Origin of the sequence: Curtobacterium sp. VKM Ac-1393 (assembly GCF_015350995.1) — a bacterium.
Classification (GTDB): Bacteria; Actinomycetota; Actinomycetes; order Actinomycetales; family Microbacteriaceae; genus Curtobacterium.
Genome location: NZ_JADKRW010000004.1, coordinates 310,232 through 327,634 on the forward strand (window position 1 = coordinate 310,232; position 17,403 = coordinate 327,634).

Sequence of the window (17,403 nt, forward strand, 5' to 3'; positions counted from 1 at the left end):
TAACTATCGCTGTGTCAAGGGGTACTCCTCGCTCGGCCTGCTGTCGGTGGTGCCGGGCAGGATGGGCGGACCATGACGGACGTCTTCGAGCGCTTCTCCCCCGCGACCGCGGAGTGGTTCCGAGGCGCGTTCGACGCCCCGACCCCGGCGCAGGCGGGCGCGTGGGACGCCATCTCGACGGGGCAGCACGCCCTCGTCATCGCGCCGACCGGTTCCGGCAAGACCCTGGCCTCGTTCCTGTGGTCGATCGACCGGCTCATCAGCGCGACGGACCGCCCGCCGGCCAAGCAGCGCACCCGTGTGCTCTACGTCTCACCGCTCAAGGCACTCGGCGTCGACGTCGAGCGGAACCTGCGCAGCCCCCTCGTCGGCATCACGCAGACCGCCCGGAGGCTCGGCACCGAACCGCCGGAGGTCACCGTCGGGGTGCGCAGCGGTGACACCCCGTCGTCGGACCGGCAGAAGCTGCTGCGCCAGCCGCCGGACATCCTCATCACCACACCCGAGTCGCTCTACCTCATGCTCACCTCGCAGGCCCGCGAGACCCTGGTCAACGTCGACACCGTCATCGTGGACGAGGTGCACGCGGTCGCGTCGACCAAGCGCGGGGCGCACCTGGCCGTGTCGCTCGAACGGCTCGACGACCTGCTCGAGAAGCCCGTGCAACGCATCGGGCTGTCCGCCACGGTCCGGCCCCCGGAAGAGGTGGCCCGGTTCCTCGGCGGCCGTGCGCCGGTGACGATCATCGCCCCGCCGGCGCAGAAGACCTTCGACCTGCGCGTCGTCGTGCCGGTCGACGACATGACCGAGCTCGGTGCGCCGCCGGTCGGTGCGGATGCATCCGACGCGCCGTCGAACGGCTCGATCTGGCCGCACGTCGAAGAGCGCGTGGTCGACCTGGTGGAGGAGCACCGGTCGACGATCGTGTTCGCGAACTCGCGGCGTCTGGCCGAGCGGCTGACGGCACGGCTCAACGAGATCCACGAAGAGCGCGTCCTCGCCGCGGCAGAGGGGTTCGTCTCCGTGGGTGCGTCACCTGCCGACGACGGCCTGCCGGTCGCGGCGGGTCGCCCGCAGTCGCCCGCGCGGACCTCGGCGCACGCGGTCGCACCGCAGGGCACGAAGCGGCCTCCGGCGCAGATGATCGGCGCGTCCGGGCAGACCGGTGGCGGGGGGTCCGACACCGCGGTGCCCGTGCTCGCCCGTGCCCACCACGGCTCGGTGTCGAAGGACCAGCGCGCGATCATCGAGGACGACCTGAAGTCCGGCCGGCTGCGGTGCGTCGTCGCGACGAGCTCGCTCGAGCTCGGGATCGACATGGGCGAGGTCGACCTGGTCGTGCAGGTCGAGGCGCCACCCTCGGTCGCGAGCGGCCTGCAGCGCGTCGGGCGCGCCGGGCACCAGGTGGGCGAGATCTCCCGCGGGGTGCTGTTCCCGAAGCACCGCGCAGACCTCGTCAACAGCGCGGTCACGGTGGAGCGCATGGTCTCCGGGCAGATCGAGTCGATCTCGGTGCCGGCCAACCCCCTCGACGTGCTGGCGCAGCACACCGTCGCGGCGGGGGCGATCGACACGGTCGACGTCGAGCACTGGTTCGAGCTGGTGCGGCGCAGTGCTCCGTTCAGCGGACTGCCACGCTCGGCGTTCGACGCCACGCTCGACCTGGTCACCGGGCGGTACCCGAGCGACGAGTTCGCCGAGCTCCGCCCGCGCCTGGTGTGGGACCGCGTGCACGGCACCCTGACCGGACGACCAGGAGCCCAGCGCCTCGCGGTGACGAGCGGTGGCACGATCCCGGACCGCGGCATGTTCGGCGTGTTCATGGTCGGCGAGAAGGCCTCGCGCGTCGGCGAGCTCGACGAGGAGATGGTCTACGAGTCGCGGGTCGGGGACGTCTTCGCCCTCGGCGCGACGAGCTGGCGCATCGAGGAGATCACCCACGACCGGGTCATCGTCAGCCCCGCCTTCGGGCAGCCCGGCCGCGTGCCGTTCTGGAAGGGCGACGGCATCGGCCGCCCCGCCGAGCTCGGCCGCGCGACGGGCGCCTTCGTGCGCGAGGTCGAGGGCTCCTCGGACGACGACGCCCGCGCCCGGGTCGCCGCCGGTGGACTCGACGAGCGCGCCGTCACCAACCTGCTGACCTTCCTGCGCGACCAACGTGCCGCCACCGGCCACGTGCCGAACGACACGACGCTCGTGGTCGAGCGCTTCCGCGACGAGCTCGGTGACTGGCGGCTCATCCTGCACTCGCCGTACGGCATGCAGGTGCACGCGCCGTGGGCCCTGGCGGTCGCGGCACGGCTGCGCGAGCGGCACGGCATCGACGGCGACGCGATGGCCGCCGACGACGGCATCGTGGTGCGCATCCCCGAGACCGACGCCGAGCCGCCGGGTGCCGACCTGTTCGTGTTCGAGCGCGACGACCTCGAAGCCCTCGTCACCGACGAGGTCGGGGGGTCGGCGCTGTTCGCGGCCCGGTTCCGCGAGTGTGCCGCACGCGCCCTGCTGCTGCCGCGGCGGAACCCCGGGCAGCGGTCACCGCTCTGGCAGCAGCGGCAGCGGGCCTCGCAGCTGCTCGAGGTCGCCCGGAAGTACCCGTCGTTCCCGATCGTGCTCGAGACCGTGCGCGAGGTGCTGCAGGACGTGTACGACGTCCCGGCACTGCTCGGGATCGCCGACGAGATCGCCGGGCGGCGCATCCGTCTGGTCGAGACGGAGACCGAGACCCCGTCGCCGTTCGCCCGCTCGATCCTGTTCGGGTACGTCGCCGCGTTCATGTACGAGGGCGACTCCCCGCTCGCCGAGCGCCGGGCCGCGGCACTGTCGCTCGACTCGACCCTGCTCGGTGAACTGCTCGGTCGCGCCGAACTGCGGGAGCTGCTCGACCCGGCGGTCATCGCCTCGGTCGAGCTGGACCTGCAGCGGCTCTCGCCGGACCGCCGTGCACGCGACGCCGAGGGGCTCGTCGACGTCCTCAGGCTCGTCGGGGCGCTCGACCTCGACGAGGCCGTGGACCGCAGCTGGCTGGCCGCCACCGCGACCGACGGCGACGCCCGCGCGCTCGCGCGCGACGAACTCACCGGTGTGCTCACCGCCCTCGAGCGCGACCGCCGCGTCCTGTCCTTCTCGCACGCCGCCGCCACCCGTTGGGCGGTCATCGAGGACGCCTCGCGCCTCCGCGACGCCCTCGGGGTGCCGCTGCCGATCGGCGTGCCGACGGCGTTCGTCGAGCCCGTCGCCGATCCGCTCGGCGACCTGATCGGCCGCTACGCACGGTCGCACGGGCCGTTCTCGGCCCAGGACGCCGCCGGCCGCCTGGGCCTGGGCATCGCCGTCGTGCAGGACACCCTGCGCCGGCTGGTGGCCGACCGCCGCGTGGTCGAGGGCGAGTTCCGGCCCGACCGCCAGGGCGCCGAGTGGTGCGACGCCGAGGTCCTGCGGCGGATCCGCACGAAGTCCCTCGCCGCACTCCGGCACGAGGTCGAGCCGGTGTCGCCCGACACGCTCGCCCGGTTCCTGCCCGCGTGGCAGCACGTGCAGACTCCCGGCACACGGGGCGGCCTGCGCGGGGTCGACGGTGTGCTGCAGGTGATCGACCAGCTCGCCGGTGTCGCCCTGCCCGCCAGCGCCTGGGAGACCCTGGTGCTGCCCGCTCGCGTGACCGACTACTCCACGAACATGCTCGACGAGCTCACCGCGACGGGCGAGGTGCTGTGGTCCGGCGGCGGGACACTGCCCGGCAACGACGGCTGGGTGCGCCTGCACCTGGCGGAGACCGCCTCGACGACCCTCGCCGAACCCTCCGGCGACGAGACCACCGAGCTGCAACGCGACGTGCTCGGTGCCCTGGCCGGCGGCGGCGCCTACTTCTTCCGGCAGCTCGGCCAGGCCGTCGGCAGCACGGACGACCAAGCGCTGACGACCGCGCTGTGGGACCTCGTCTGGGCCGGGCAGATCACGAACGACACCTTCGCGCCGCTCCGCTCGATGCTCGGAGGCAAGGCGAAGAGCACCAGCGCGCCCCGGGCACGCGCCTACCGCGGGCGCCGACGTCCGACGATGCCGACGCAGTCCGGTCCGCCGTCCGTCGGCGGTCGCTGGTCCCTGCTGCCGCTCGCCGAGTCCGACGCGACCGTACGGGCAGCCGCGACCGCCGAACAGCTGCTCGAGCGGTACGGGGTCGTCACGCGCGGTGCCGTGCAGGTCGAGGGCGTCCGAGGTGGGTTCGCGGGCGTGTACCGGGTGCTGTCGCGGTTCGAGGAGTCCGGTCGTGCGCGTCGCGGGTACTTCATCGAGGGGCTCGGAGCGGCGCAGTTCGCCACCGGCCCGACGATCGACCGGCTCCGCACCTACGCCCGCGACCTCGACGACGACGAGCGCGTCGACCCGGACCGGAAGCGCGAGGCACTGACCCTGGCGGCGACCGACCCGGCGAACCCGTACGGGGCGTCGCTGCCCTGGCCGTCCGAGGACCGCGCGGCCCTCGACGGGGACGGGACGACCGCCGACGCAGCCACTGTCGGAGCGGCTGCGCAGAAGGCCCCGGCACCGACCACCGGCGCGCGCGGCCACCGCCCCGGGCGCAAGGCAGGGGCGCTCGTCACCACCGTCGACGGTCGGCTCGCGGTGTACGTCGAGCGCGGCGGCAAGTCGGTGCTGACCTTCACCGACGACCCGGCCGACCTCGCCGTCGCGGCCGCGTCGATCGCCGGCATCGTGCGGACGGGTCTGCGGAAGCTCGCGGTCGAACGTGTCGACGGCGAGTTCGTGCTCGGTACCCCGCTCGGCGCCGCACTGGGCGACGCCGGGTTCACCGCCACCCCGCAGGGACTCCGGCTCCGTGCCTGAGGGCGACACCGTCTACCGGGCGGCGCGCCGGTTGCACACCGCGCTCGCAGGCAAGGTCCTGACCCGCAGCGACTTCCGGGTGCCTGCGTTCTCGACGGTCGACCTGGTCGGCCGCACCGTCGACGAGGTCGTGCCCCGCGGCAAGCACCTGCTGCACCGGATCGGGGACCTGACCGTGCACTCGCACCTGAAGATGGAGGGGCGGTGGGACGTCTACGCACCGGGCGATCGGTGGCGACGACCGGCGCACCAGGCACGCGCGATCCTCGACGCCGACGACGTCTCCACCGTCGGCTTCACGCTCGGGGTGCTCGAGGTGATCCCCCGCGACCAGGAGTCCGAGGTCGTCGGACACCTCGGCCCGGATCTGCTCGGGCCCGACTGGGACGCCGACGTGGCGCTCGAGAACCTGCTGCGGGACCCAGCCCGGCCCGTCGGACTGGCGCTGCTCGACCAGCGGGTCCTCGCCGGACTCGGCAACGTGTACCGGAACGAGCTCTGCTTCCTGCGCGGGGTGCTGCCGACGCGGCCCGTGGCCGAGGTGCGCGACCCGACGCGGACGATCGCCCTGGCGAGCCGGCTCATCCTGGCGAACCGGGACCGGAGCGCCCGGGTGACGACGGGGGTGGACCGACCCGGGCGCCGGTTCTGGGTCTACGGGCGAGCCGGCAAACCGTGCCTGCGCTGCGGCACCCGGATCCGGCGCGGCGAGCTCGGCGACTCGGAACTCACCCTGCGGGACACCTACTGGTGCCCGCGCTGCCAGAACTGACGTGCCGAGGGCCCGATCACCGCGCGACCGTCCGAGCCGGCGGGTGCAACCGCTCAGCTGCCGTCGACCGCACCGCGTCCGTGACCCGTTCGAGCAACGGCGACGCCAGGTTCCACCGCTGCCACCACAGGGCGACGTCCGCCCGCCGCCCCGGCGTGAGCTCGACGAGGTCGCCCCGGTCGAGGGCGTCGAGGCACTGCGCCTCGGGCAGCATCCCCCAGCCGAAGCCGAGCGACACCGCCCGGGCGAAGTCCGCCGAGGTCGGCACGAAGTGCCGCGGCCCCGACGGCGCCTGCCCGAGGACTCGACGGAGGTAGCCCTGCTGCAGGTCGTCGGCGCGGTCGTAGTCGACGAGCGGCACCCGGTCGAGCCGTTCGAGCATCTGCCGCTCGGTCGCGGTGCCGGGCAGGTACCGGTCGACGAAGGCCGGTGACGCCACAGCCCGGTACCGGTCGATGCCGAGCGGGACGGACGAGCACCCCTGCACCGGGTCGGCCTCGGCCGTGACGGCTCCCATCACGGCGCCCGCCCGGAGCAGCTCGGCGGTGCGGTCCTGGTCCTCGCGGTGCAGGTCGAAGACGACCTCGGTGTCGGTCCGGACGAGGGCGAGTGCGTCGAGGAACCACGTGCCGAGCGAGTCGGCGTTCACGGCGAGCGGGATCGACGGGACGACCGAGGTTCCGCCGCCGAGGGCCCGCGACGTCTCCTCGTCGAGCAACCGCGCCTGGCGAGCGTGCCGCAGGACGACCTCGCCGTCGGGGGTCGGCACCACCGGGGTGGTGCGCTGGAGCAGGATCCGGCCGACCTGCTGCTCCATCGACTTGATCCGCTGCGACACGGCCGACGGGGTGATCGCGAGGGCGCGGGCAGCCGCGTCGAGGGTGCCGTGGTCGACGGCGGCGAGCAGGGTCTCGAGGTGTTCGCGCTGGAGTCGCGGCATGCAGCTGAGCTTACGCAGCATCAGGAACGTGAGCTGTTCTACATCGGCCAAGAGCCCTACCGTCGAACCCGTGACCACGCTCCTCCCCCTGCTCTCCGGCCTCGGCACCGGACTCGCCCTGATCGTCGCGATCGGCGTGCAGAACACGTACCTGCTCCGGTTGGCGGTCAGCTCGGGCATGCGGGTCGTCGCGGCGGCGGTCGTCGTGTGCGCGGTGTCGGACGCCGTGCTCATCGTCGCGGGGGTGCTCGGCGTCGGGGCCGTGGTCGAGCGGTTCCCGGTGGCGCTCGTCGTGGTCCGGTTCGTCGGGGCCGCCTTCCTGGTGACCTACGGCGTGCTCGCAGCGCGGCGGGCGCTCCGCCCCTCGACCGATGCCATGCGCGTGGCCGACGAGGCCGCGGACGACGCGCGCGCCGCGACCCGCGTCGCCGACCACGCCGCGGACGACGGCGTGCCGGAGCCGGCCGCGGGCGGTGGACCCGACCGTACCGCGACGGTGGTGGCGGGGCGGACGCGCACCGTGCCTCCCGGCCAGGCGGCGACCATGCGCACGGCGGTGGCGACCATGCTCGTCTTCACGTGGGCGAACCCGCACGTGTACCTGGACACGCTGGTGTTCCTCGGGTCCGTGGCGAACCAGCAGGGCCCCGACGACCGGTGGCTGTGGACGGTCGGCGCGGTCGCGGCGAGCTGCCTGTGGTTCGGCGCCCTCGGGTTCGGCGGACGGCTGCTCCGACCGCTGTTCGCGAAGCCGCTGACGTGGCGGGTGTTCGACGGTGTGGTCGCTGTCGTGATGCTGGGCTTCGGCGTCCTGCTGGTCGTCGGCGCGTAGGAGGCAGGAGCCCGCTACTGCTGGCCCTTGCCCACCCGGCTGTTGCGACGGCTGTAGCCGAAGTAGATCGCGAAGCCGATCACGAGCCAGATGACGAACCGCAGCCAGGTCTCGACCTCGAGGTTCAGCATCAGCCAGAAGCACAGCACCGCCGACAGGATCGGGATGACGGGCGACCACGGGACCCGGAACGAGCGCGGCGCGTCCGGACGGGTCTTGCGGAGCACGATGATGCCGATCGACACCAGCACGAACGCCGACAGCGTGCCGATGTTGATCATGCCCTCGAGCTTGTCGACCGCCGTGAAGCCGGCGAGCAGCGCGACGACGACACCCGCGACGACCTGCACGCGCACCGGCGTCTGCGTCTTCGGGTTCGTCTTCGAGAACCAGCGCGGCAGCAGGCCGTCGCGGCTCATCGCGAAGACGATGCGGGACAGCCCGAGCAGCAGCACCATGACGACGGTGGTCAGGCCGATCAGCGAGCCGATGGCGATGATGCCCGCGGCCCACGGCAGCCCGACGATGTCGAACGCCGACGCCAGTGACGGTGCCTTCTCCTCGGCCAGACGCTGGTACGAGACCATGCCCGTGATGACGATGCTGACGCCGACGTACAGCAGGGTCACGATGCCCAAGCCGATGAAGATGCCGCGGGGCAGCGTCTTCTGCGGGTTCTCGGTCTCCTCCGCGCTGGTCGCGACGACGTCGAAGCCGATGAACGCGAAGAACACGAGCGACGCCGCGGCGAGCAGCCCGAAGACGCCGTACTGCGCCGGCTCGGACCCGGTGAACCAGGACACGAGCGACTGGGTCCAGACGCTGCCCTCGGCGCCCTTGGCGGGCTCTGACGGCGGGATGAACGGGGTGAAGTTCGCGGCCTTGACGAAGAACGCACCGGCGACGATGACGAACACCACGATGGCGACCTTGATGATCGTGATGACCGCCGAGACGCGCGACGACAAGCGCGTGCCGAAGGCGAGCAGCACCGTGAAGATGCCGACGATCAGGACCGGGCCCCAGGTGAAGGGGATCGGGCCGAGCTGGATCGTGCTCGGCAGGCTCACGCCGAACACGTCGAACGCGGTGCTGAGGTAGATGCCCCAGTACTTCGCGATGACGGCGCTGGCGGTGAGGGTCTCGAGGATGAGGTCCCAGCCGACGATCCAGGCGAGGAGCTCGCCCATCGTGGCGTAGGTGAACGTGTACGCGGAACCGGCGACGGGGATCGTCGAGGCGAACTCGGCGTAGCACATGATCGCCAGGCCGCAGGTGACGGCGGCGAGCAGGAACGAGATGATGACGCCGGGCCCGGCGAAGTTCGCGGCGGCGTTCGCGCCGACCGAGAAGATGCCGGCGCCGACGGCGACCGCGATGCCCATCGCGGCGATGTCGAACGTCTTCAGGGAGCGTTTCAGGGACCGGCCCTGCTCCTCGGAGTCGGCCAGGGAGGCCTCGATCGACTTGATGCGGAGCTTCGGTGCCATGGGGTGGATCCCGTCATCGGCTGGGCGGCGGACCCCGCGAGATTACTGGTGTACCACCCCGACACGCAAACACGGGGGCCGCTGGGCGCGCGGGAACCAGGTTCCGGACGCGGAACCACGGAACGGCGCGGTGCCGTGTCCGGAACCAGGTTCCGTGGGCAGGGCGGGTCGACCGGGAGGCCCGGCTCGGCTCAGGCGGATCGGCGCCAGTCCGCCAGGAACCGCGCTCCGGCGTCGTCGTGGATCACACCGTCGGGTGCGGTGAGCACCGGGTACGGCGTCGCCGGCACACCGTCCGCGGGACGGACGTCGACGTGCGCGACCTCGTGGCCGTTCGCGTGCAGCCAGTCGGCCATGGCGTAGTCGCTGCGCGAGTCGCCCATCGTGCGCCAGGCCGTCGGCAGCTCGCCGTCCTGCGCCAGCAACTCCAGCGACCGCTCGGCGCCCAGGTCCTTGCCGCTCCGGTCGGACTCGACGTCGGTCGAGATGATCGTCGGGTCGATCCGCCACTGCACGGCGCCGACGGCGTCTGGTCGGACGTCGTCGAGACGGCGCACCCCGAGGCCGCGGCGCTCGAGGGCCGCCATCGCCTTCGCGTCGAACTCCGGCTGCCGGGCCAGGTACGTGGCGTTCGGCACCTCCACCCGCTGCTCGATCGACACCATCGCACGCTTCGTCTCGTCGAAGAACACCAGGTCGGCGTACTCGCTCCGGACCAGCTCACGCATCTCGTCGGCGTAGTCGCGCGGGAGGGCCAGGTCGTCGGCGACGGTGAGCTCACCCATGCCGCCCTCGTACTGCGGGCCGATCGAGCACCAGACGGCACCCTTCTCGCACACGGCGTGCACGCGACCGCCCTCGGCCAGGCCGCCGGCGAGCAGCGGGCCGACGACCTCGCTGCGGATGAACGCGTCGCTGCGGCCCGTGTTGAAGACCACGGGGATGCCCTCGGCGGCGAGGGCGACGAGGTCCGCGATGATGCTCGGGATCGCGATGGTGCGGGAGACGGGGCTGGCGATGGGCCCGTCGACGTCGAGCAGGAGACCGAGACGAGGTGCGTTCACAGCACCATCCTCTCAGCCCCGCGTGACCGTCCTCGCGGTTCAGCCCCGCGTGACCGTCCTCGCGGTGAACTCGTCGAGCACCGCACCGACCGCCACCGGATCGGGCACGTGGCCCTGCCCGGGGACCTCGAGGTAGTCCGAACCCGGCACCGCCTCGACCACCGCACGGGACGCCTGCCGCATCCACTCGTGGCCATCGCTCCCCGCCGCCACGAGCACCGGCACACCGACCGCCGCTGCGACCCGCTCGGGGATCGCGAGACCGTTGAGCACCCGCACGTCACGGCTGAGCACGTGGGCGTCGACGACGAGGGCCCGCCAGAGCGCCCCCCGCAGTCGCAGCGCCGAGATCTGCCCCATCGGCACCCCGAGCACGTGCGCGAGGAACGCCCGGACGGCCTGGGCACGACGGCCGGCGGCGACGTGCTCGTCGAGCAGGTCGGCGAACACGACGTCGTCGGCGTGCGGATCGACCGTGGCACGGTACGGCGGCTCCCACAGCACGGCGCCCTCGAGCGGGACACCGGCGGCGAGACCGCGCAGGACCACACCAGCGCCCACGCAGAGACCGAGCGCGGCGACCGGGCCGTCGACGCTCGCGACGACGGCCCCGAGGTCCTCGACCTCGCGCTCGATCGCCCACGGGGTCGTGTCACCGCTCGCCCCGCGGCCCCGGCGGTCGTACGTGAGGACACGGAAGCGATCGCGCAGCGCCGTCGTGAGGCGCTCGACGGTCGGGGTGCCGTGGTGGTCGAACGCTCCACCGACCACGACGAGCGCCGGACCGGTCCCCGTGTCGGACACGGCGATCACCGTGCCGTCGGCGGAGACGACCGTGCGGTCGACGTGCTGGTCCATGGGGGCCTTCCGAGGGGGTACGACGGCGCTGCGTCGGGTCCTCGGGAGGGACCAGGCGGGTCGGTCCTCCGAGCATGACAGCGGAGCGCTCCCACGTCACCACCCGCAACCAGGGGGAGACGACCGGTCCCGCGGCGGTCAGCGCCTGCGGTGGATCTCCCTCCGGTGTCCGGCGCGGACGACGACCACGATCAGCCGGCCGTCGTCGATCAGGTAGAGGACCCGGTAGTCGCCGACACGGACTCTCCACTCCGGGTTGTTCACCAGCTTGCGCGCCGCAGGGGGTCGTGGTTCCTCAGCGAGGATCGCGAGGACGCCCTCGACGAGCCGTCGAGCCTGCGGTGGGAGCTTCCGGATTGACCGGGCAGCGTATCGACACTTCGCTCACCTGTACATTCTCGAGCGTTTTGTACAAGTCAGACGAGTGCCGTGGTGCCCACCGACTCTCGTTCGAGCAACGACCGCTTCACGTCGAGCCCCCACGCGAAGCCCCCGAGCGTGCCGTCCGACCGCAGCACCCGATGGCACGGCACGAACAGTGCGGGAGCGTTCCGCGCACACACGCTGGCGGCGGCCCGCACGGCGTCCGGCCGACCCATCGCGCCCGCGAACTCGGTGTAGGTCAGGGTGCCGCCGGCAGGGATGCGCCGGAGCTGTCGCCACCCCTCGGTGAACAGGTCGGTGCCGAACTGCCGAACCGGTACCTGCATGGCGTGCTCGACCTCGCCCGCGTAGAAGGCGTCGACGGCATCGGCGGAGGCGACCGTGCCGTCGACGACCCGTGTGGGCCGGTACCGCTCGGCGAGCCGGCCGAGGATCCGCTCGACGGAGTCGGTCCACCCCGAGGCGAGGACCCGCCCCTCGGTGTCCTCGAGCACGGTGAAGGCCCCGTCGGGGGTGTCCAGGGTCTGGATGGTTGCGTCGGTCATCGGTCGTCCTTCCGGGAGTCCAGGGGTGCACGGTGCGCACGGGCGCCGGCGGTCGTCGCGATCGCGCGGTCGATGATCGGTCGCCAGCAGTGCATCGTCAGGTAGCTCCGCCAGGGCGCCACCTGCTCCGACCATAGGGAGAGCTCGCGCGCCGTACCGGGCAACCCGAGTTCCTGTGCACCGTTCCGCACGGCGAGGTCGCTGTGGAGGAACACGTCGGGGTGGTGCCGGACCCGGAGCGCCACGTAGTCCGCGGTCCACGGCCCGATGCCCTTCACCGCCAGCAACCGAGCCCGCAGCTCGTCGAGGGACTGCCCGCCGTCGACCACGAGCGACCCGTCGGCGAGCGCCGCGGCGACCCGCAGGATCGTGTCGACACGGGCGGCCGGCCCGCGCAGCACCTCGTGGCCGCGGGCGGCGATGGCCTCGGCGGAGGGGAACAGCAAGCCGTCGGGCAGGATCGCGGACGGCACGGCGGCACCGAGTGCCGCCACGAGCCGTGTCTGCGCCGTCCGGGCCGCGGCGACGGAGACCTGCTGCCCGATCAGGGTGCGGAAGACGATCTCGTGCGCGTCGACCGCCCCGGGCAGCCGCAGCCCCGGGACCCGTTGCACGGCGGATGCCAGCTCGGGCACGGAGCCGAGCACCGCGTCGACTGCGACCGGGTCGGCGTCGAGGTCGAAGTACGAGCGGACGCGGGCGACCAGCGTCGGCAGGTCGGACAGGTCGGTGACGCGCACCCGCAGGTCGATCCCGGTGCCGCGACCAGCGGCCGTCGAGCCGGCGGCCCCTGCAGCCGCGGCCGATGCGCTGAACCAGCCCGGGCCTCCTGGCAGGTCGAGCAACCGCCCGTAGGACGTGACCCGACCCGAATCGTCCGCACCCACCTGCTCCAGGCCCGGCAGGGCGTGCAGTGCGTGCCAGTCGAGGAGCCCCTGCGCGTCGAACGGCGGTCGTGCGGGCAGGTGCACGTGCAGTGCGCCGTCCGAGGCCGGCCGGAGCGTCCGGCGGGCGCGCAGTTCGGACGGGGTGACGGCGAAGACCTCGCGGACGGTCTCGTTGAACTGGCGGACGCTCGCGAACCCGGCGGCGAAGGCGACGTCCGCGATGGGCAGGTCCGACGACGTCAACAGCGTGCGCGCCGTCTGTGCGCGGTGCGCACGGCTGAGGGCCTTCGGACCGGCGCCGAGCTCGGCCGTCATGATGCGGTTGAGCTGGCGTTCCGAGTACCCGACCCGCGCGGCGAGCCCGGGGACGCCGTCGCGCTCGACCACGCCGTCGAGGACGAGGCGCATGGCGCGTCCGGCGACGTCCTCGCGCAGGTCCCACTCGGGGCTGCCGGGGGTCGCCTCGGGCAGGCAGCGCTTGCAGGCGCGGAAGCCGGCGAGGTGCGCTGCGGCGCTCGTGCGGTAGAAGGTGACCCCGGCTTCGCGGGGCGTGCGTGCCGGGCAGCTGGGCCGGCAGTAGATGCCGGTGGAGTGCACGGCGGTGACGAACTGGCCGTCGAAGCGCGCATCGCGCGAGGCGACGACGCGGTAGCGCTCGGCGTGCAGCTGGTCGGTTCCGGGGGTGGTCACGGGTCCAGCCTGACACGCACCACCGACGGCGACTGGCGGAAATCGGACGGCGCGGTGCGCGTGCGCATGGCGGTGTGGCGCGCGTGCGCGTGGCGGCCCGAGGTTCCGAAATCTCGGCATCTCGGGCCTCCGTGGGCCAGCCAGTGGAACCTCGGCGACGCACGCACGGCGTGTTGTGGAACCTCGGCACCGCTGCCGAGACACCGGCGGGTCGTCGAGACGCCTCCTTCCGCGCGAGACGCCGCCGGATTCCGCGGCGTGTCGCGCATCGTGCGGCGTCTCAGCAACACGACGGCGTCTCGGCGACACGACGGCGTTTCAGCAACACGACGGCGTCTCATGACAGCGACGAGACAGCGACGACACCTCGGCGACGACCGGGAGGCCCGGCTAGCGTTGGGCAGGTGACCTCCGGAGACGACGTGGCCGGGTCTGACCACCGGATCGGCTCCGACGGGCTCGCCGAGCTCGCCGACTCCGCCGACCTGCCGTTCCGGACCGACGTCGAGATCGCACTGCTGCTCGTGTCACGCCGCCACCGCTACGAGGGTCGGCCGGCCGACGGCGCCCTGCCCGTCCGGACGGACGATCCGGACGAGCTGCGCGACCGCGTCGAGCTGCGCGCAGGACTCGGCATCGTGGGCGACCGGTACTTCGCTGCGCGGGCGCACGTGCACGCCTCGGTGACGGTGATCGGGCTCGAGGGACTCGAGGACGTCGGACGATCGCTGGACGTGGAGGTCGACCCCGTCGCCACCCGTCGGAACGTGTTCCTGCGCGGCGCCGACGTCGAGATGCTCCGGGGCGAGCCGTTCTCGCTGCAGGTCCCCGGGAGTGCCGCCGTGCTGTTCCGCGGGTACCGGCTCGCCAACCCCTGCGCGTGGATGGACCACGAGGTGGCACCGGGGGCGTTCCGGGCGATGCGCGGACGGGGCGGGGTGCGGTGCGACCCCGAGTCCGACGGTGTGCTCACGCTCGGACCCGCGGTGCTCCGGACCGTCAGACCCGTGGCGCTCGACTGACCGCGCGCTGCGATCACCGGCTGGGCGTGCCCGCAGGACGCAGCGGGTCCTCAGCCGCGGATGCGGAAAGCGGACCCTTCGGCCTCGACGGTGATCCCGTCGTACCCCGACACCCGGAACAGCCCGGCCGTGACGTCCGACTCGTGCGGGCCGACGACGACCGTGGTCGCCCCCGAGGCGATGGCCGACTCGAGGCCGGCGGGGGCGTCCTCGAACGCCACGCAGTCGGTGGCCTCGACACCGAGCAGTGCGGCACCGCGCAGGTACCCGTCCGGGTGGGGCTTGCCGTGCTCGACGTCTTCGGAGGGCACGAACGCCGTCGGCATGGTCAGCCCCGCTGCAGCCATCCGGCCGGCGGCCAGGTCGCGCGGTGCACTCGTCACGAGCGCCACCGGGACCCCGGCGTCGAGGAGCCGGTCGACGAAGGCGGCGGCGCCGGGGATCTCGAAGATGCCCTCGCTGCTCGCGCTCTCCTCGGCGACCAGTTCGGCGGCGATGCGGAGTTGCTCGTCGCGGTCCAGGTCGGGCAGGAAGTGCTGGATCGTGCTGATCGCCTGGCGGCCGTGCGAGAAGGCCAGGATCTCGGCCGGGTCGATGCCTCGGTCCTGTCCGAACCGGGTCCAGGTCGCCTCGACCACCGCGGTCGAGTCGACGAGGGTCCCGTCCATGTCGAAGAGGACTCCGGACGCCACGATGTCGATCACGCGCCCGACCCTAGCCGACGCGGTTGACCAGCACCGCGACTCGGGCCCGCGTGGTCAGCGTGCCCGGACGTACCGGGTCAGCAGCACGTCACCCGCACCGCGCAGCACGTGCACCGGGCGCATCCGTCGCAGCTCCGGCGAACCGCCGACAGCGATCCGTGGTCCGGCACCGCCCTCGAGCGACGGGTCGATCGTCAGCGTCAGTTCGTCGACGGCGTCCGCGGCGACGAGCGACCCGAGGAACGACGGACCGCCCTCGCAGTGGATCGTGCCGAGGCCCCGCGCCACGAGTGCACCGCGGACGAGCGACACGTCGACCGACTCGGGATCGGCAGCGGAACTGCAGGGCACGACGTCGGCGACGGACGACAACGCGACCCCGGCGTCCGATGCCGCGGCAGCCGCAGAGGTCAGGACGGCCACCCGGACCGGCGCCTCGGTGAACACCCGCGAAGCAGGATCGAGCGACAGCGACCTGGAGACGATCGCGAACACCGGGTGGTCGGGCATGCCGTGCGCCCGACGCCAGGCCACGTCCTCGTCGTGCAGGACCATCGGGCCGTAGCCCTCGTCACGCACGGTGCCCGCAGCCACCAGCACCACGTCAGCCACCCGGCGGAGCAGGTCGAACACCCGCAGGTCGTCCGCGCCGCCGAGCGATCCCGACACCCCGGCGGCCGATGCCGAGCCGTCGAGCGTCGCCACGAAGTTCACCCGCAGCCACGGTGCCGTCGCTCCCGATGTGTACAGGTCGACCAGGTCGTCGTCGGACAGGTCCGCGATCGACGGGGGCAGGAGGTTCACGTGTTGTGCCGCGCTTCCACCGGTGCACGCCAGCCGAGCGTGGCCTCGACCATGCGCATCGCATCGACGCTCTCCGCGACGTCGTGCATCCGCACGATCCGCGCACCGAGCATCGCGCTCACGGTCGCGACGGCGAGCGACCCCGCCAGGCGTTCGCCCCGCGGGCGCCCGATCGACTCGCCCACGAAGTCCTTGTTCGACACCGCTGCGAGCACCGGGTAGCCGAGCGCGACGACCTCGGGCAGGCGCCGGGTCATTTCGAGCGTGTGCACGGTGTTCTTGTTGAGGTCGTGGCCCGGGTCGACGATGATCCGCGAATCGGGGATGCCCGCGGCGAGTGCTCGGTCGACCCGCTCCTGCAGGAACGTCACGACCGACGAGGTCACGTCGTCGTACCGGGGCGGCTCGGGCAGCCGCTGGCGGGGTGGGGCGGTGGAGTGGGTGATGACGATCGTGGCCGCGGAGTCCGCTACGACCGCGGCCATCCGCGGGTCGCTCAGCCCCGTGGTGTCGTTGACGACGCTCGCCCCGGCCGCGATCGCCGCCGCGGCGACCTCGGGGCGGAACGTGTCGACGCTGATGACGACGTCGGACTGCTGCGCGAGCTGCTCGACGACGGGCACGACGCGGTCGATCTCGTCGGCGGCGGGCAGCTCCGGGCCGGGGGCGAACTTCACGCCGCCGATGTCGACCCAGTCGGCGCCCTGTTCGGCAGCCCGGACGGCAGCGGCGACGGCGCGGTCGAGTTCGAAGGTGGCCCCGCGGTCGTGGAAGGAGTCCGGAGTGCGGTTCACGATCGCCATCACGGCGATGCGGTGGTCGAAGTCGAAGGTGCGGCGCCCGATGGCGCGGATCGGGTGGCGCAGGTCCGGCACGACCCAGCTGGGTCCGGCCGTGTCCGGCGCGCCCCCGACGTCCGGGAGGCCCGTCATGCGTCCGCCCCGTCGCTCGCCGGGGCTGCGGGGTCCGTCGCCCGCCCCGCGCCGATGAGCGCGATCGCCTCGGCCCGTCCCGCGGCGTCGGCCAGCGTGCCGTTCGCCGCGACCGTGACGGTCGTCGACCCGGTCTGGCGCTCCCCACGGGTCGTGACGCACTGGTGCTGCGCGTCGAGGACGACGAGGACCCCCTCGGCACCGAGCCCCTCGGCGATCGTCGCGGCGACCTGTTCGCCCAGCCGCTCCTGCAGCTGCGGGCGGGAGGCCACGGCGTCGAGCACACGGGCGAGGGTGCCGAGTCCGATCAGCCGGTCGCCCGGCGCGTAGGCCAGGTGCGCGACCCCGAGGAACGGCAGCAGGTGGTGTTCGCAGACGGACCGGAACTTCACGTCGCGGACGATGACGAGCCGGCCGCGCTCGCCGTCCTCGGCGTGTACCGTGCCGTCGCGGGCGATGGCGACGGCGTCCGTGCCGATGCCGGAGAAGAACTCGGCGTACGAGTCGGCGACCCGAGCGGGGGTGCGTTCGAGTTCGGGGCGGTCGGGGTCCTCGCCGATGCCGAGCAGGAGTTCGCGCACGGCGGCCTCGACGCGGGCACGGTCCATGCGTGACGTCACCCGACCATCCA

At 72.9% G+C, this 17,403-nt stretch carries 15 protein-coding genes; 4 read left to right on the plus strand and 11 right to left on the minus strand.

Annotation, left to right across the window (positions count from 1 at the left end; genetic code table 11):
• Positions 1 to 72: 72 nt before the first annotated feature.
• Both ITJ59_RS11005 and ITJ59_RS11010 read left to right on the plus strand, forming a co-directional pair.
• The gene (locus ITJ59_RS11005) at positions 73 to 4,848 is read left to right on the plus strand and encodes an ATP-dependent helicase (protein WP_194651135.1); all 4,776 of its coding nucleotides are present in this window, start codon (positions 73 to 75) and stop codon (positions 4,846 to 4,848) included.
• The gene (locus ITJ59_RS11010) at positions 4,841 to 5,620 is read left to right on the plus strand and encodes an Fpg/Nei family DNA glycosylase (RefSeq protein ID WP_194651136.1); all 780 of its coding nucleotides are present in this window, start codon (positions 4,841 to 4,843) and stop codon (positions 5,618 to 5,620) included. The genes ITJ59_RS11005 and ITJ59_RS11010 overlap by 8 nt, the downstream gene beginning before the upstream one ends.
• 16 nt (positions 5,621 to 5,636) lie before the next feature.
• Here the strand turns inward: ITJ59_RS11010 and ITJ59_RS11015 are convergent, their stop codons facing one another.
• The gene (locus ITJ59_RS11015; protein ID WP_194651137.1) at positions 5,637 to 6,560 is read right to left on the minus strand and encodes a LysR family transcriptional regulator ArgP; all 924 of its coding nucleotides are present in this window, start codon (positions 6,558 to 6,560) and stop codon (positions 5,637 to 5,639) included.
• Between the two features lie 70 nt (positions 6,561 to 6,630).
• Between ITJ59_RS11015 and ITJ59_RS11020 the strand changes: the two genes are divergently transcribed.
• Positions 6,631 to 7,392 (plus strand): LysE/ArgO family amino acid transporter, encoded by a 762-nt coding sequence (locus tag ITJ59_RS11020; protein ID WP_323749476.1) that lies wholly within the window; start codon positions 6,631 to 6,633, stop codon positions 7,390 to 7,392.
• Between the two features lie 14 nt (positions 7,393 to 7,406).
• Here ITJ59_RS11020 and ITJ59_RS11025 read toward each other — a convergent pair whose 3' ends face one another.
• From ITJ59_RS11025 to ITJ59_RS11050, 6 genes are all read right to left on the minus strand, one after another.
• On the minus strand, positions 7,407 to 8,882 hold the full coding sequence (locus ITJ59_RS11025) for an APC family permease (protein WP_194651139.1): 1,476 nt from the start codon (positions 8,880 to 8,882) through the stop codon (positions 7,407 to 7,409).
• Positions 8,883 to 9,073: 191 nt separating this feature from the next.
• On the minus strand, positions 9,074 to 9,946 hold the full coding sequence (locus ITJ59_RS11030) for a hypothetical protein (protein ID WP_194651140.1): 873 nt from the start codon (positions 9,944 to 9,946) through the stop codon (positions 9,074 to 9,076).
• Between the two features lie 39 nt (positions 9,947 to 9,985).
• Complete coding sequence (locus tag ITJ59_RS11035; protein ID WP_194651141.1) at positions 9,986 to 10,804, minus strand: alpha/beta fold hydrolase; 819 nt, start codon at positions 10,802 to 10,804, stop codon at positions 9,986 to 9,988.
• A 138-nt stretch (positions 10,805 to 10,942) separates the two neighbouring features.
• Entirely contained in the window at positions 10,943 to 11,161 is a 219-nt protein-coding gene (locus ITJ59_RS11040) for a type II toxin-antitoxin system RelE family toxin (protein WP_194651296.1), read from the minus strand.
• A gap of 59 nt (positions 11,162 to 11,220) precedes the next feature.
• Positions 11,221 to 11,733, minus strand: a complete 513-nt coding sequence (locus tag ITJ59_RS11045) for a methylated-DNA--[protein]-cysteine S-methyltransferase (protein WP_194651142.1) — start codon at positions 11,731 to 11,733, stop codon at positions 11,221 to 11,223.
• Entirely contained in the window at positions 11,730 to 13,310 is a 1,581-nt protein-coding gene (locus ITJ59_RS11050; RefSeq protein ID WP_323749477.1) for a DNA-3-methyladenine glycosylase 2 family protein, read from the minus strand. The genes ITJ59_RS11045 and ITJ59_RS11050 overlap by 4 nt, the downstream gene beginning before the upstream one ends.
• 443 nt (positions 13,311 to 13,753) lie before the next feature.
• Between ITJ59_RS11050 and ITJ59_RS11055 the strand changes: the two genes are divergently transcribed.
• Positions 13,754 to 14,332, plus strand: a complete 579-nt coding sequence (locus ITJ59_RS11055; protein ID WP_416354862.1) for a molybdenum cofactor biosysynthesis protein — start codon at positions 13,754 to 13,756, stop codon at positions 14,330 to 14,332.
• Between the two features lie 50 nt (positions 14,333 to 14,382).
• Here ITJ59_RS11055 and ITJ59_RS11060 read toward each other — a convergent pair whose 3' ends face one another.
• The 4 genes from ITJ59_RS11060 to folE are packed head-to-tail and all read right to left on the minus strand — an operon-like array spanning position 14,383 to position 17,380.
• The gene (locus ITJ59_RS11060; RefSeq protein WP_194651144.1) at positions 14,383 to 15,036 is read right to left on the minus strand and encodes an HAD-IA family hydrolase; all 654 of its coding nucleotides are present in this window, start codon (positions 15,034 to 15,036) and stop codon (positions 14,383 to 14,385) included.
• 54 nt (positions 15,037 to 15,090) lie between these two features.
• On the minus strand, positions 15,091 to 15,840 hold the full coding sequence (locus ITJ59_RS11065; protein ID WP_323749478.1) for a pyrimidine reductase family protein: 750 nt from the start codon (positions 15,838 to 15,840) through the stop codon (positions 15,091 to 15,093).
• Positions 15,837 to 16,772, minus strand: a complete 936-nt coding sequence (gene folP, locus ITJ59_RS11070) for a dihydropteroate synthase (RefSeq protein ID WP_194651145.1) — start codon at positions 16,770 to 16,772, stop codon at positions 15,837 to 15,839. The genes ITJ59_RS11065 and folP overlap by 4 nt, the downstream gene beginning before the upstream one ends.
• Positions 16,769 to 17,380: a GTP cyclohydrolase I gene (folE, locus tag ITJ59_RS11075; protein ID WP_194651299.1), complete on the minus strand. Its 612-nt coding sequence runs from the start codon at positions 17,378 to 17,380 to the stop codon at positions 16,769 to 16,771. The genes folP and folE overlap by 4 nt, the downstream gene beginning before the upstream one ends.
• Positions 17,381 to 17,403 lie beyond the last annotated feature (23 nt).

Excerpts from the sequence above, each read along its gene's own strand:
- folP (WP_194651145.1), bottom strand. The coding sequence starts at position 16,772 with ATGACGGGCCTCCCGGACGTCGGGGGCGCGCCGGACACGGCCGGACCC.
- folE (WP_194651299.1), bottom strand. The coding sequence starts at position 17,380 with ATGGACCGTGCCCGCGTCGAGGCCGCCGTGCGCGAACTCCTGCTCGGC.
- ITJ59_RS11015 (WP_194651137.1), bottom strand. The coding sequence starts at position 6,560 with ATGCCGCGACTCCAGCGCGAACACCTCGAGACCCTGCTCGCCGCCGTC.
- ITJ59_RS11045 (WP_194651142.1), bottom strand. The coding sequence starts at position 11,733 with ATGACCGACGCAACCATCCAGACCCTGGACACCCCCGACGGGGCCTTC.
- ITJ59_RS11025 (WP_194651139.1), bottom strand. The coding sequence starts at position 8,882 with ATGGCACCGAAGCTCCGCATCAAGTCGATCGAGGCCTCCCTGGCCGAC.
- ITJ59_RS11005 (WP_194651135.1), top strand. The coding sequence starts at position 73 with ATGACGGACGTCTTCGAGCGCTTCTCCCCCGCGACCGCGGAGTGGTTC.
- ITJ59_RS11035 (WP_194651141.1), bottom strand. The coding sequence starts at position 10,804 with ATGGACCAGCACGTCGACCGCACGGTCGTCTCCGCCGACGGCACGGTG.